This window comes from Photobacterium angustum (assembly GCF_002954615.1).
GTDB classification, from domain to species: domain Bacteria; phylum Pseudomonadota; class Gammaproteobacteria; order Enterobacterales; family Vibrionaceae; genus Photobacterium; species Photobacterium angustum_A.
Genome location: NZ_MSCJ01000001.1, coordinates 1,254,360 through 1,269,916, shown reverse-complemented (window position 1 = coordinate 1,269,916; position 15,557 = coordinate 1,254,360). Strand labels below are relative to the sequence as shown.

The following is a 15,557-nucleotide window of genomic DNA, read 5'->3' as shown; positions in this document are numbered from 1 at the left end:
ATTGCTCCCATACTTTTGAAGGAGTAATTGATTCTAATGACACGCCAGCATTCTTATACACACGAAGAACTTGTCGCTTGTGGCAACAGCGAACTACACGGTCCTGACTTCCCATCATTACCATCAGATAATATGCTAATGATTGACCGTATCGTAAATATCACTGATAAAGATGGTGATCACGGTAAAGGCTTTATTGTCGCTGAATTAGATATCAATCCTGACTTATGGTTTTTCAACTGTCACTTTAAAGGTGATCCTGTTATGCCTGGTTGCCTTGGCCTTGATGCAATGTGGCAACTAGTAGGATTTTTCCTTGGTTGGTCAGGCGGTGAAGGCAAAGGTCGTGCACTGGGTGTGGGTGAAGTTAAATTCACAGGTCAAATTCTACCAACAGCCAAAAAAGTAACTTATGAAATTCAGCTTAAGCGTGTTATCAACCGCAAGCTAATCATGGGTGTTGCTGATGGTCGTGTACTTGTAGACGGTAAAGAAATCTACGTTGCTAAAGATTTAAAAGTGGGTCTTTTTAAAGACACAGACAACTTCTAATCAGCGTGATTAATCTAAATATTCAGCCCTGAGGCATTAAGCTTCGGGGCTTTTTTTTATCCACCAGCATAGTAATCATCAACTTCTTCTATGCGGTTATCAGTTATATAGCTCGAACGAATTAAAAATAATGACCACCTTTATTTGCAATCATAAAGGTAGCTAAATAAGTAATGCCATGAATTTGATTGCAAACTCTTCAGCGAAGATTACGAAGATAAACCAATAATGCTATCAATTATGATTACGTATAAAAAAGCCCCTTCTCCTAAGGGGCTGCAGAATAGGGTTAACCATGAGGGAGGTTATTATTTGTAGAGACCTTGTTGTAACTCTTCTCTTGCGTCTCGCCAACCACCTAGCCAGTTAGTACGGGCATCTGTACCTTGGTACGGACATGCATCAGTAGAACGGCCATTTAATCCGGCTTGATAACCTCGAGCCTGCGCACGTTCTAAACGATCCCGCTTTTGTCTCTTCATAGTTCGGTCCTCATCCTTATCTTTATATTACTTTTCATTATGATTAAATAATGATGGAGTTTTTGTGTCTCCACTAATAAAAATGGGTTATTTCGAACAATTTATCAAATTTAAAAACGAAACAAGCCCACAAAATGTGAGCTTGTTGGTATAACGTAATTTATTTTAAAAATTACTTACGGCGTCTGAAACCAATAAAGCCTAACGCTGTCAAAGCCAAAATGCCAAGTGAGCCACCAGAACGTTTTACTGGCTCTTCGTCCTCTGCTTTACGAACAATAATATCTTTATCCGTCGCATTTGCCTTAGGTACAAGCTTAATCGCAACTTGCTTTTCCGTCACAGAACACTGCGCTTGTTTAGTTAAGTTTTGATAACCACCAGCACAGTAATTTGCCGTAGCAGAAATAACACCAGCGTCATTAATATCGGTTGCAGAGATAATACGGTAAGAGTTTGCTACTGTATTCGCTGCTCCACCATCATTGGTTAAATCATCCAACATCCATACACTACCAGCCTTTAGCGGCCCTTGAGCTGTAGAGCCAGCAATGTAGGTAAATGCACGATGACGACGCTCAGAGCCATCAATCTGGTTCTTCGTTTCTGAATCAACCCAACCTACAACCTGATCATTATCATTAATTGCTGTTGCATCACCATTTGAACCACTGAAGAATAATGAGCTTACTGACGAATCAAGGAACTTGGTCTGATTCGTTGCTTTATCAAAAATAAACATTTTTTGTGGAATCGAACGGTTTTCAGCATTATGACTCTTTGCAATACCGACAACTTTAAAGCTCGAGTTAATGTCATTAGCCATTGTGTATTGGTAATTACGATCATCACCAGTAGTAATCGTTAAGCCAGGAACAAAAGTTTGCGTCCATTTAGTTAAATCAGCATTTGGTTCAAAATATGCGGCTTGCATTACATACGAATCATCTGTATCGGCAGATGCGTAACCCACAGCAACAGGCTTATCATTAACCATTGCAACGGCATTAGCAGATGCCTGTGCAGAAACATCATCATGATCAGAGTCAACAGCTGCTAAATTTGAACTAATAACACCTGATTTAACAAGATTACCAGTATTATCAACAACCCAGAAAGCAGCTTCATTAGCAAAAGTACTAAATTGACATTCAAACGTACTGTACAGATTAGAAGGATTATTTGCACATTGAGCGAAGGTATCTTTGTTGAAACCTAAGCCTATATTAATGTCATCTGTATTTGGCTCTCGCGAATCAAGATTTTGAGTAAATGTTTGATCAAAAGAAGATGAACCCACAACCAACAAATTACCGTCAGTCGTTTCTACTGCCCCATTCGCTGTCGTTTGCCCCATATTTTTAACAAATGCATCGCCCGATACAGGCGCTAATAAGGATACTGGGGTACCATCATTATTTACAAAACCACGTTTAGCAAAAGCGCGAGGATTTACAGAACCATTCTTAAATACAGCAGAAGTTGACGTACCAAAACTGTAATTACCCACGATACCTTCAAGAACGGCATCAGTAGTATTTTCTTGAATACTTCCTAAGCCAGTTTCAGAGTATGCGCTAGCATCATCGGCTTTAGTTGTAACAGATGCCCCATTTTTAAGTGCAAGAGCATTTGAATGGTAACCATTTAACCATGCCTGTTGAATATGCTGCAGACCACCTAAACCTTGACCGTCTTGAACATCATCAACATTATAGCCATAACCGTAATACTCATTATTAGCCCAAACATCACAGATGTTGTAGCCTAAGTTATCACGACAGTAACTATATAACCCATTAACATCATTTATGAACTGACGATTCTCATTATATGCTGTGGTATCAGACAATGGCGCACCTTGAGTACCACGTCGAACGGTTCCCGCAACATCATATGAATCAGCATTACAGTTGTTACCTGTAAAGCAATTGTCACCTTCAGCAGACGGTTTAATCCCCGTAGTAAAAGCTGAAACAGGCGTACTATCTGCATTTGCCTGTGCATTCGGGAAATATGCTTGAGCTGCTAGTTGATCTGATCCTGAAGTTGAAACAGGAACAATATCATAAACAGCAGCGCTAGCTTGAGATGCACCAGCAACTAGGATTGCAAGTGTTGATAGTTTTAACATCTTATGTGGCATTAGGATTCCTTTTGCATCGCTTCCAATTCTTCCCATCGTTCAAAGGCAACTTCAAACTCTTCTTCAAGCTTAGCTAGGCCTGTAAGAGTTGCTTGTGTGTCATTCTTTGGATCGGAGAAAAATGCAGGATCATTAATTTGTTCCTGAATTTTTGCGATTTCATTTTCCAAGTCTTCAATTTTTTGCGGCAAGCCAGCTAACTCATGTTGAAGAGTAAAAGATAGCTTCTTACCTGCGCGTTTAGGTGTAACGTCTTTTTGCTTTTGTGCTTGAGCAGCTTTCTTGCTCTTCTCTAATTCGATTTTTGCAGCCTGCTCTTTTGCTTGATTGGCATAAGAATTCGCACGCTGAGATTGTGCATCATGGTAACCGCCAACGTATTCGTTAACAACGCCCTCACCTTCAAAAATCCAGCTTGTAGTCACAGTATTATCAACGAATTGACGATCGTGACTTACTAAAAGTAACGTACCTTGATAGTTGGCAAGTATATCTTCTAAAAGTTCCAAGGTTTCGATATCTAAATCGTTCGTTGGTTCATCGAGAACCAGCAAATTATTTGGTTTTAGGAAGAGTTTTGCCAACAATAGTCGGTTTTTCTCACCACCAGACAGTGCTTTAACAGGTGTACGAGCACGACGAGGGTGAAATAGGAAATCTTGTAAATAACCTAGCGCATGACGAGTTTTACCGTTGATTGTCACTTCTTGCTTACCATCAGCAAGGTTATCCATTACGGTTTTCTCTGGATCTAAAATTTCACGGTACTGGTCAAAATAAGCCACTTCTAGCTTAGTACCACAATGGAAGTCACCTTCTGTTGCTTGTAGTTTATCAAGCATCAGTTTAATTAAGGTACTCTTACCACAACCATTAGGGCCAATTAAGGCAATACGATCGCCACGCATAACATTAAAGCTGAAATCTTTAACGATTCGCTTATCGCCATAGCTATAACCGATATTCTTCGCTTCAAAGACAATCTTACCTGAACGGTTAGCGTCTTGTAGCTGCATATCTGCTTTACCAACAACGTCACGACGTTCCGCGCGTTCATTACGTAATGCCTTAAGCGCACGTACACGACCTTCATTACGAGTACGACGCGCTTTAATACCTTGCCTTATCCACACTTCTTCTTGTGCTAGTTTTTTGTCAAATAATGCGTTTTGTTCTTCTTCTACACGCAATAACTCAACTTTTGCCTCTAAGTAACCTTCATAGTCACCAGGGAAAGAGACTAATTGACCACGATCTAAATCAACGATACGGGTTGCCATAGAACGAATAAATGCACGGTCGTGCGAGATGAAAATAATTGAACCACGGAAGTCTTTTAAAAAACCTTCTAACCATTCAATCGTTGTTACATCAAGGTGGTTTGTTGGCTCATCAAGCAACAGAATATCAGGATCACACACTAGCGCACGAGCTAGTGCTGCTTTACGTTGCCAACCACCAGACAAATCAGTAAGAAGTGTATTCGGTTCAAGCTTCAAGCTTTCAAGTACTGCAGCAATACGCGTATCTAGTTGCCAACCGTTGTGGTGGTCAACCTGCTCCTGAATGCGCGATAGTTTATTAATGTTCGCTTCACTAGGATCAGCGGTGACAAGATCCAATTGGTGATGGTACTCACGCAAAACACGACCTGCATCAGCAAGACCTTCCGCTACATAATCAAATACAGACCCTTCCGCATTACGCGGTGGATCTTGCTCTAAGCGAGAAACCACCAGCTCATTTTGACGTTGAATACTACCGTCATCGAGTAATACGTCACCAGCAATCACTTTCATTAATGTTGATTTACCAGCGCCGTTACGACCAACAAGACAAACACGCTCATGTGGCTGAAGAAGAAATTCTGCTTTATCGAGTAAAGCATGATCGCCATACGCTAGTTGAGCGTTACTAATTTTTATAAGTGCCATCGTAATTAACCAAGCTTATTTGTTATTAACCATGTTTTTAATGAATCTGTATCAAAGGGCCAGCCCAATTCAGGAACATTGCGAACATGATTTTGAATAGAGAGTACAGGTATAGTTACACCGTAACGAGAAAACAGTGCATCATCAAATGCGATATCAACAATATCTACTTTATCTTTAAGTCCAGCCTCTACGAGCAGACGATATGCCTGCTCGCAAAGGTGGCAGCCTTCCGTGCTATAAAGTGTGATTAACACTAGTCTTCCTTGTGAGTAATAATCCAACAGTTATGGATTTGCTTATTCTTAGCAAAGTCCATTGGCAGTGTTTTATTTGAGATATTCTTCGCCTGTAAGCCAAGTTCATTAATCTTATCTAAATCCATCTTGAACTGACGTTTATTGTTTGAGAAAACAATTTGACCATCAGGACGTAGCATGCGCTTTAGGTTTTCCATTAACATGATGTGATCACGTTGAATATCAAACGTCTGCTTCATACGCTTAGAGTTAGAGAACGTTGGTGGATCGATAAAAATCAGGTCGAAAGTATCATCAACTTCTTGTAGCCACTGTAAACAGTCAGCCTGAACATATTCATGTTGTGGGCCTACCTGATTATTAAGCTCCATATTCTCTTGAGCCCAACGAAGGTAAGTATTCGACATATCAACGGTTGTGGTAGTCTTTGCACCACCTACAGCAGCATGAACAGTTGCAGAGCCTGTGTATGAGAACAAGTTTAGGAAATCTTTACCCGTTGCCATTTGGCCAAGCATACGACGCGTAATACGGTGGTCGAGGAACAAACCTGTATCTAAGTAATCATAAAGATTCACTTTAAGTTCAACACCGTACTCTTCAACAATCATGTGACGCTCTGCACTTGATAGCTTCTGGTATTGGTTCTTACCTTTTTGACGCTCACGAACTTTAAGAATAACTTTATTACTTTCTACACCCGTAACTTCAATTGTTGCACGCAACACATCCATAATGCGACGACGTGCTGTTTCTTCAGAAACGGATTTAGGCGCTGCATATTCTTGAATGATTAAGTAATCTTTGTACTTATCAATCGCGGCGTTGTAGTTAGGTAAATCAGCATCGTAAATACGGTAACATTCGATACCTTCACGTTTTGCCCATTTATCTAACTTAGTAATATTCTTCTTAAGACGGTTTGCAAAATCAGGCGCCACCTCTTCTTGAACGATAACACCTTCAGATTGACCTTCTTCTTTCTGAACACTACCCGCAGTGATCAGGTAAGTTTTAAGCACACAGTCTAATGCGCCATTACGAAGCTTAAATTGCTTGTCTGCACGCATACGCATACAACTTAACAATTCGTTCGAACCTGAATAAATGGCAGCAACAGAACCCGCAAAAGCAAGTTTTAAACGGTTACCAAACTCTTTGTACAATGCAATAAGTTCAGGAGTTGTACCTAAACGTTCACCATATGGAGGGTTACAAAGAATAATACCTGTTTCGAACCCTTCAGGGCGAACAAGTTGTGTTGCATCGCCATATTCAAAATCAATCAGGTCTTTAACACCGGCACGACCCGCATTATCACGAGCAATCGCTAATACACGACGGTCCATTTCACGACCGAAGAACTTTGTAGTTACTTTTGCTGGACCACGACGAGACTTAACCGTTGCTTCTGCATGGATCTCTAACCAAGCTTCTTGGTCAAAGTCTTTGATAGATTCAAAGCCCCAACGCTTACGTTTAAGACCAGGAGCAATTTCAGCAGCAATCATCGCAGCTTCGATCACTAATGTACCTGAACCACACATTGGATCTAACAATGCTTGTTCTGGTGTCCAGCCACTTTTCATTACAAGTGCGGCAGCATGAGTTTCACGTAGTGGTGCTTTACCCGCTTCACTACGGTAACCACGTTGGTGTAAACCACTACCCGCCATATCAAGACCAAGAATACCTTTCTCACCAGATAGACGCATGTGGATACGTAGATCAGGGCGCTCGCGGTCGATATTAGGACGACGTAAATCCGCTTTTGTAAATCGGTCTACAATCGCATCTTTAATTTTCATTGCTCCGTATTGGCTGTTACGGATTTCACGGTTAGTACCATTAAAATCGACCACAATACGTGTATTGCTATCAAAGTAGTTCATCCAGTTGATAGCTGTTGCACCTAAGTACAAGTCCATATCATCACGAACGTTAAATTCACTCAGTACTTGAATGATACGTGATGAGATTCGTGTCCATAGACAACAACGATAAGCTGTTGCTTGTTCTGCTTTAAAACGGACACCGGCATGCACAACTTGAATGTTCTGTGCACCTAATTGTTCTAATTCATCCGCAAGCAAATTTTCAAGGCCGCGGGAAGTAATCGCTAGATATTGATTCATGGAGTTCTTTTCACACTAATATTGCGAGGAATTATAACCGAAATCACAAAAAATGCCTCGTCAAAACCATAATGAAATGGCTCATTTAAGAAAAAAAATTCATTATTCAATCAGTACGTTCTCAATCAAAGATGATGTAACAACAAACATCTCAACTTACCTGCAAAACTTGCGACCAGTTCGAAACTAAAAGTAATGTTTAACTATTCCCATCAAACAAAACACAAATCATTTGTCTGGAATAATTAAAACAGCAACAAAGCAATTATCCACCAGCGAAAACATTTAATTTATTCCTTTTTATTCAATCAATTAAAACCAAAATAATATTGTTAAATTCTATCTTTTATTTTTTCAATCCTTTGGTGGAATAAATTATTCCACCTCTATTACATGGTAACTATTTCACTATCAATGCTGTAAAAAGAGGAAAGATCAATCAATAAAACGTAATGTAACAAAGAAATTAACGTCATAAACCATCAGATATTACCTAAGTAAAGCAGTAAGAATAGTCTGGCTATATATGAAAATTTTGAGATCTATGACATATTTTTAGTGCAATTTTTAACCAAGAAAGTGGCAAGCATTCCTTATGAAGTCGCGATTAAGTCAGTTAACGAATACAAATATACGCTCTAACCTATCTTGAATACCTATAAGGAAGCTTAGCTAACACACATTGTAAAATTGATGTGTGGTATGTAGACAACCGTAGTTATGTTATAGAAGTTCGTTATGAATAAATGGATATAAAAGTGAGAGATTTGGAAGATAGTCATCTCAATAAAACATGAGATCTTTTTCATCATCTAATTGAGAAAAGCATGCAAATGCACCTAGGGAGGCAGTACTCAGCAGCAGGAGAAAGATAGCAAATTAAGCTACGAATAATGGGGGTTTACTAAAATAGATAACAAATGCTGTTAACTATTGGTGATGGGTAAGGATGTAAGGACACAACCTAAAATGAAGAAAAACTAACCGACAAGCGCAAAATTTTGCTGGTCTGTTTCTACAAAACAGGGTGCCATTCGATCATTCATAACCTTAATGGTTTCACAGAACTCCATGCTTTTAACGCCATCTAAATCAACAGTAGCAACATCTGCAAGCATGCAGAGGCTCGCTACCCCACTATTTTCAATTACAACATAATGAGCAGTACAAGACGCAGTCATTAGAGTAATAACTTGCCCCTGTGATGGCTCGACACCTTGTTGAGGTGCGAAATACCAACTTTTTGGCATCATAGGTTTATGAAAACGTCGTGCAGCTGTAGCATTTAATGCTAATTCACATTTTCTAGCTGCAGAAATTGGTAGATGAGCAATCTGCTCTTGGAAGTTTTGGTAGGCTTCAATATCATCAACATTAAAAATGTCACTTACTTTCGCTTCTGGAGTAAGCAGCTTACTTGGTAACGATACACGAAAAAGCATATCGTCATTCAATTCAAGCATGAGTGAATTCATTTCAGCGTCAAAATACCATTTCCATGAATTATCTGGCTTTAACACGTTCCTACTCCTGAAAGACAGTGGTTTATATTGTATCTGTGATCATATGTTGAAATTTTAGCTTAATTCTACTCGCGTATTCATAAAATAAAAGGGGAAAATAGTGGCTCTGTCATAAGTAAATAAGATGTTTATTTAATACAAACAGATTGTGCACATAATTAAAAACCCAACCTAGTATTCACCAAGCTGGGTTTTCGTATGTCAGAAAATATTTAAATTTAATACTTCATTGATAGAGCGCTCGCCAACAGTTAAAGACCGTTTACAATATCTTTAACAAGACGTGGGCCATGATAAATAAAACCAGAATAAACCTGTACGAGGCTTGCACCTGCCATCATCTTCTCACGAGCAGCCATTGCAGAATCAACACCACCAACACCAATGATTGGTACTGCTCCATTTAATGCTTCTGACATTTTTCGAATGACTTCTGTGCTTTTGTTTTGCAAAGGACGACCGCTTAAACCACCCGCTTCATCACAATGTTCCATTCCTTGAACCAAAGAGCGATCCAATGTGGTATTTGTTCCAATCACACCGTCTATATTATTACGGATCAAAGAATCACATACCTGTTGAATCTCATGATCATCAAGATCGGGAGCGATCTTAAGTGCTAGAGGAACATACTTATCATGTTGTTTCGCTAATTCAGCTTGTTTAGCTTTAAGCTGGGAAAGCAGATCATCTAAAGCTTCACCATATTGTAAGCTACGTAATCCTGGTGTATTCGGTGACGAGATGTTTACTGCAATATAACCGGCATATTGATAAACTTTTTCCATACAAATAATGTAATCTTCAACACCCTTTTCAATCGGTGTATCTTTATTTTTACCGATATTGATACCAATGATGCCGTCAAATTTTGCTTTCTTTACATTCTCAACAAGATTATCAACACCAAGGTTATTAAAACCAAAACGGTTGATAATGCCTTCAGCTGGGATCAAACGGAAAAGACGAGGTTTATCGTTACCAGGCTGTGGACGAGGTGTCACGGTCCCTACTTCAACAAAGCCGAAACCCATTTCACCAAATGCATCAATACATTCACCGTTTTTATCAAGGCCAGCTGCTAAGCCAACAGGGTTTTTGAATGTAAGTCCCATAACTTCGACAGGACGTGCTGGAAGATTTTGTCGGTAGAAAAGTTCTAATGGAGTGCCAGTAAAGCGAGAAAAGTTCTCAATAGCGAGGTCGTGTGCTTTTTCAGCATCCAACTGAAAAATAGCAGAACGTGCGATGCGGTATAACATTGTAACTCCAAAATAAGTCCCGAATAAACGGGATGGTATTATTCACAGTTATTCTGTTAACTTCAATCGTTATTTTTTTGATTATTGTCAATAAAACAGTAACTTAGAAATTAAACCTTTGTTTAACAATAAGTTATAGTTTCGTAGTTTCACAAATTATTACATATAAAAGCAATCGTTTTCTTTTTAGCTCTGAAAAAAGTAACGTATTATTTTTATAACCTTATTGTTAACACTTAAATAGTGACAATGTAACATAATGACATTGCAAAAAGTTACATTGTCACTATATATATTACACCGTAACTTATACCATCTTATTAGGCGGTGACGATAAGTACACTTACTACTGTATCGGCCTTGAGTTGAGATTTAGAATTGTTAATTCACGTAAAGCGACAGAGAACTTTGCAAACTCATGCGCATTACCGACTTTAAATTCAGCCAGCACACTCTCCCATCGATCAACCGCTTTTTTATGTTGTTCCATCCATAGTGATATACTTTCTTCTGGCTTAGCAGTACTTGTCATTAAAACCGCTGTTGTCAATTGTCTTTGTTGCCAATCTAGATCTTCACGGAATGAAGCTCTTGCTAATGCTTGCCAATTATTCTCAACAGCTTGGTTTTGAATTTGCTTTAAGAACCAATGAAGTGACAGTTGCGCTCCTAGTACAAAGTACACTCTTGCAATATGTGCTATGTTCACTTCCATCTCTTTTGCAATTTGCGCTATATCCATGGCTGAATATAAACTAGTTAAGCGTGAAATGTTTTTAGCCAACCGTTCAGGTACACCTTTACGGATCATTTCATTCGCTTGCTCTTCGTGCTCTACCACTTCTTCAGTTACAAGGTAACTATCTAATTCATTTCGTAACTGCTCAACAAAGGGTTGATAGAATAAAATTTGTTGTTCTATACCTAACTTGTGTTCTCTATTGCGTAGGAACCATCGTGTGACCCGACGCAACATACGCCTTGAACGATAAAGCATGTCATATTGCGTTTGTGCTGAAACTTGATTATCTAATGCTCTAATTTCACTAAAGATCTGCTCAAACTTAAAGATCTCACGCCCTATTGAGTAAGAGGCTGAAATTTCATTTATCGTTGCACCTGTTTCTTCTTGCAGCCGAGTAACAAAGTTGCATCCCATTTCATTCGACATCAAATTAGCTAATGATGTTGCGATTAATTCACGTCGTAATGGATGATTTTCCATTTGTGATCTGTAGTTATCTTGTAAAAATTGGGGGAAGTAAGCAGGTAAAAGACGGGAATGATAAGGATCACTGGCTATATCGTGATTGACGAGTTTTTCTTTTAACACCATTTTACCGTAAGCCACCAGCACCGCAATTTCTGGTCGTGTTAAGCCAATCCCTGCCTTTTCACGCTCTACTAATGTTTCATCATCAGGTAGACATTCCAAGCTTCGATCTAATTTACCCTGTCGTTCCAGTAAATGAATAAACCGCGTTTGTTCTTTTAATAGTTGTACTTGCTGTTGCTCTGTTACTGAAATAGATTCACTTTGGCGATAAGCATCATCTAACACAATGTCAGCAACCTCATCTTCCATCTTTTCTAAAATGCTATTACGCTGTTTAAATGTCAGCTCATCAGCGGTCACTAGACTATTGAGTAAAATTTTGATGTTCACTTCATTATCTGAGCAATCAACTCCACCAACATTGTCGATAAAATCGGTATTCACTCGACCACCAGCTTTCGCAAATTCAACTCGACCTAACTGAGTTAAGCCTAAGTTTCCCCCTTCACCTACAATTTTTGCCGCAAGTTGAGAGCCATTAACCCTAACAGCATCATTAGCGCGATCACCAACATCGGTGTGAGTCTCTTTAGTCGATTTTATGTATGTTCCTATACCACCATTCCACAATAAATCGACCTGCATTTGTAATATAAGGTGTATTAACTCATTAGGTGTGCAACTTTGCTTACGTGTTCGCAGTAAGGTTTGCAAAATAGGAACAAGCTTAATCGCTTTGCTTTTACGTGAAAATATCGCGCCGCCTTCAGATAAAACCTTACGATCGTAATCTTCCCAACTCGATCGTTTAAGTTCAAAAAGACGTTTGCGTTCTAACCAACTTGCGGCAGGATCCGGATCTGGGTCAATAAAGATATGCTGATGATTAAAGGCCGCTAATAAACGAATATGTTTTGATAACAACATCCCGTTGCCAAACACATCACCCGCCATATCACCAATGCCGACACAACTAAAATCTGTTGTTTGGCAATCTATACCTATCTCTCTAAAATGCCGCTTAACTGACTCCCAAGCCCCTTTCGCTGTTATTCCCATTTGTTTATGGTCATAACCATTAGAGCCGCCAGAAGCAAAGGCATCACCTAGCCAAAAATCATAATCAGCAGCCAGTGAATTGGCGATATCAGAAAATGTTGCCGTGCCTTTATCCGCCGCAACCACTAAATAAGGATCATCTTCATCATGACAAACGACATTTGCTGGTGGATACCGTTTTCCCTCTAAGATATTGTCTGTTACGTCAAGCAAGCCACAGATAAAACGTTGATAACAATGCAATCCCTCTGCTGCTATCTCTTCACGTGTTGTTAATTGAGGTTGCCGTTTGCAAATAAAACCACCTTTCGCACCAACAGGTACAATTACCGTGTTTTTAACCTGCTGTGCTTTAACTAAACCTAATATTTCTGTGCGGTAGTCTTCTTGCCTGTCTGACCAACGTAAGCCGCCACGCGCAACTTTTCCCCCACGCAAATGGACACCTTCCACATCGGGGGCATAAACAAAGATCTCGTAACGAGGAATTGGAGCTGGAATTTCAGGGATAGATGATGGATTGAGTTTGAGTGATAACCATGATTTTGGCTTACCGGTATCTGATTTTTGATAAAAGTTCGTTCTGAGGGTTGCTAAGATCATATCCATATAACGACGAATGATCCTGTCATCATCTAAACTCTCGACATTCTCTAATCGCTCTACGATCTTTTTGATCAATAACTGTTCTGCTTTCTCACTATATTTCGCTTTGGGATCAAAGCGTAATTTAAACAACGACACCAAATAACAAGCCAGCTGACAATGATTAGACAGTGTCTCTTCTATATACTGCTGGCTAAATGGAAAGCCAACTTGCCGCATATAGCGAGCATAACTGCGTAATATGGTAATTTCTCTACCAGACAAACCAGAACGCAGCACTAAACGGTTAAAACCATCACTTTCAAGTTCTCCATGCCAAATATCAGAAAAGGCATTTTGAAAACGATCTCTTGCTTCTGATAGGTCAAATCCATTTCTAACATGATGTAACATCGCAAAATCTAAGATCCAATTAACGACACCATCCGCAGTGATTACTTGATATGGTGATTCACCAATGACCCGCAAACCTAGATTTTCCAGCATAGGCATAACATCAGACAAATGAATCGGTTCATCGCGATGAAAAAGCTTCAATTTTACAATCGATGAGTCGGCGGATTCCTCTTGTGGACGATAAAATAACATGCCTAATTTGTTATCTTCATTCAACCCTTCTAGCTGTAAAACATCTGCTACTGCAGAGCCAGGTAGCATTTGTTCTTTATAAGATCGAGGAAAAGCACGCGCATAGTTTTTGGCAATTGGGATCCCTTTGCTTTCGCCAAAGTTAGCCACTAACGACTGGGTTAAACGATCTTCCCACGAGGCAACAGCAACAACTAAATTATGCTCTATCGATTTAACATCCACATCGAAATTATTGTTTTTTACCCTAACGATGTAATGCGTACGAGCTAATGGACTCACAGAAAAAAAAGTTGTGAACTCAACAGTTTGTGATGAACCAAGATAGTCTTTTAAAACACTTTGGATCTTACGTCTAAGCTCTGTGTCATAACGTTCTTTGGCCACATAGACCATGCAGGAAAAAAAGCGCCCAAAAGGATCCCGCCTTATGAATAATCTCAGCATGTCACGATCTTGCATTCGTACTACGCCTACGCCAACATCAAGCATTTCCTCTTCTTTCGCTTGAATAAGTTCATCTCTGGGATAAGTTTCTAATACATTATTGAGCGCTTTCCAAGAATGAGAGCCCTCCGAATACCCACTGGCTTTGAGTATTCGTTTTACCCGATTACGGATCAATGGAATATTCATTGCTGTTTGATGGTAAGCAGTTGACGCATATAGACCAATAAAGCGATGTTCACCAATGACATTACCTTTACTGTCAAATCGTTTAATACCGATATAATCAATGTAAGCGGGACGATGAATACGAGATTTAGCATTACTTTTGGTGAGAATAAGAAGATCGGGCTTTTGCGCTTCAATACGTGCTGATTCAGGTAAACTGGATAAATTAAGTGGTCTTGCATGCCGTGGCTTTTTAAGTAGACCAAGACCGACCTCTTGCGTTGGTCTCAATTGGTAATCACCTTTGATCGGATTTAGATCGTAACAGTGATAACCCATAAAGGTAAAATTATGATTGGCAACCCAATCAAGAAATTCAATCGCTTCCTCGCAGTATTGATTTTCAACAGGTAATTTTTCTGTTCTTAGACCTTTGAGTATTTGATGCATTTTATCTTGCATCAATTGCCAATCATTCACCACTAATTCAATGTCTTTAAGCACCGCTTCAAGTTCATCTCGCAATATCGCCATTTCATCATTTTTTGTCAGACGATCAACTTCAATATGAAAAAGTGTCTGTAGATCTCCCTTATCACTGCACGCCTTAACGATGGTATTTTTTTTGTCACGCTCAAAATAATAAGGACCATTCAGCATTAAATGGCTAGTAATATCTAATCGATTTAACGTCATACGAACAGAATCAACCAAAAAAGGTTTATCAGGCATAACAATCTCAACCACTGTGTGGGTAGATTTCCAGCCATGGCGACTTAATGTGGGGTTATAAACACGAACGGATATTTGTTGCGGATTATTTTTAACCAGATGATGCCATAGGCTCAGCACAGCACCATATAAATCAGATTCATTACGTTGTAATAAATCATCTTCAGCCAATTGATTTAAAAGACTTTTAGCAAACACATCAACTAAAGGTTGCTGGGTATTATCGACTTTGGATTTTATTAAGCCATATACTTTTTCAAGTAATACAGGAACCACATTGTCTGGTGCATTCATAAGAAAATCCCATAACTTTTACTACCTTAGGTAAGTATAGATATGCAATTTTCTGTCCGAGTTTCAAATAAAATACATGATAACAATTTAGCT

At 39.2% G+C, this 15,557-nt stretch carries 9 protein-coding genes; 1 reads left to right on the top strand and 8 read right to left on the bottom strand.

What is annotated here, in order from left to right; genetic code table 11:
* The first annotated feature begins 36 nt into the window (after positions 1-36).
* Entirely contained in the window at positions 37-552 is a 516-nt protein-coding gene (gene fabA / locus BTO08_RS05480; RefSeq protein WP_005367874.1) for a bifunctional 3-hydroxydecanoyl-ACP dehydratase/trans-2-decenoyl-ACP isomerase, read from the top strand.
* A 308-nt stretch (positions 553-860) separates the two neighbouring features.
* Here fabA and rmf read toward each other — a convergent pair whose 3' ends face one another.
* The 8 genes from rmf to BTO08_RS05440 all read right to left on the bottom strand — a co-directional run bounded on the left by rmf (position 861) and on the right by BTO08_RS05440 (position 15,464).
* The gene (rmf, locus tag BTO08_RS05475) at positions 861-1,034 is read right to left on the bottom strand and encodes a ribosome modulation factor (RefSeq protein ID WP_005367875.1); all 174 of its coding nucleotides are present in this window, start codon (positions 1,032-1,034) and stop codon (positions 861-863) included.
* 172 nt (positions 1,035-1,206) lie between these two features.
* Entirely contained in the window at positions 1,207-3,180 is a 1,974-nt protein-coding gene (locus BTO08_RS05470) for a DUF3466 family protein (protein WP_105060214.1), read from the bottom strand.
* Entirely contained in the window at positions 3,180-5,114 is a 1,935-nt protein-coding gene (gene uup / locus BTO08_RS05465) for an ATP-binding cassette ATPase Uup (RefSeq protein WP_105060213.1), read from the bottom strand. Before uup ends, BTO08_RS05470 begins: the two co-directional genes overlap by 1 nt.
* Before the next feature lie 5 nt (positions 5,115-5,119).
* Positions 5,120-5,371, bottom strand: coding sequence for a glutaredoxin family protein (locus BTO08_RS05460; RefSeq protein ID WP_105060212.1), 252 nt, complete (start codon positions 5,369-5,371; stop codon positions 5,120-5,122).
* Positions 5,371-7,509 (bottom strand): bifunctional 23S rRNA (guanine(2069)-N(7))-methyltransferase RlmK/23S rRNA (guanine(2445)-N(2))-methyltransferase RlmL, encoded by a 2,139-nt coding sequence (rlmKL, locus tag BTO08_RS05455; protein ID WP_105060211.1) that lies wholly within the window; start codon positions 7,507-7,509, stop codon positions 5,371-5,373. The genes BTO08_RS05460 and rlmKL overlap by 1 nt, the downstream gene beginning before the upstream one ends.
* Before the next feature lie 980 nt (positions 7,510-8,489).
* Positions 8,490-9,029: a cell division protein ZapC gene (locus BTO08_RS05450; protein ID WP_105060210.1), complete on the bottom strand. Its 540-nt coding sequence runs from the start codon at positions 9,027-9,029 to the stop codon at positions 8,490-8,492.
* 254 nt (positions 9,030-9,283) lie between these two features.
* Positions 9,284-10,294, bottom strand: coding sequence for a quinone-dependent dihydroorotate dehydrogenase (gene pyrD / locus BTO08_RS05445; protein WP_105060209.1), 1,011 nt, complete (start codon positions 10,292-10,294; stop codon positions 9,284-9,286).
* Positions 10,295-10,640: 346 nt separating this feature from the next.
* Positions 10,641-15,464 (bottom strand): NAD-glutamate dehydrogenase, encoded by a 4,824-nt coding sequence (locus tag BTO08_RS05440; RefSeq protein ID WP_105060208.1) that lies wholly within the window; start codon positions 15,462-15,464, stop codon positions 10,641-10,643.
* Positions 15,465-15,557 lie beyond the last annotated feature (93 nt).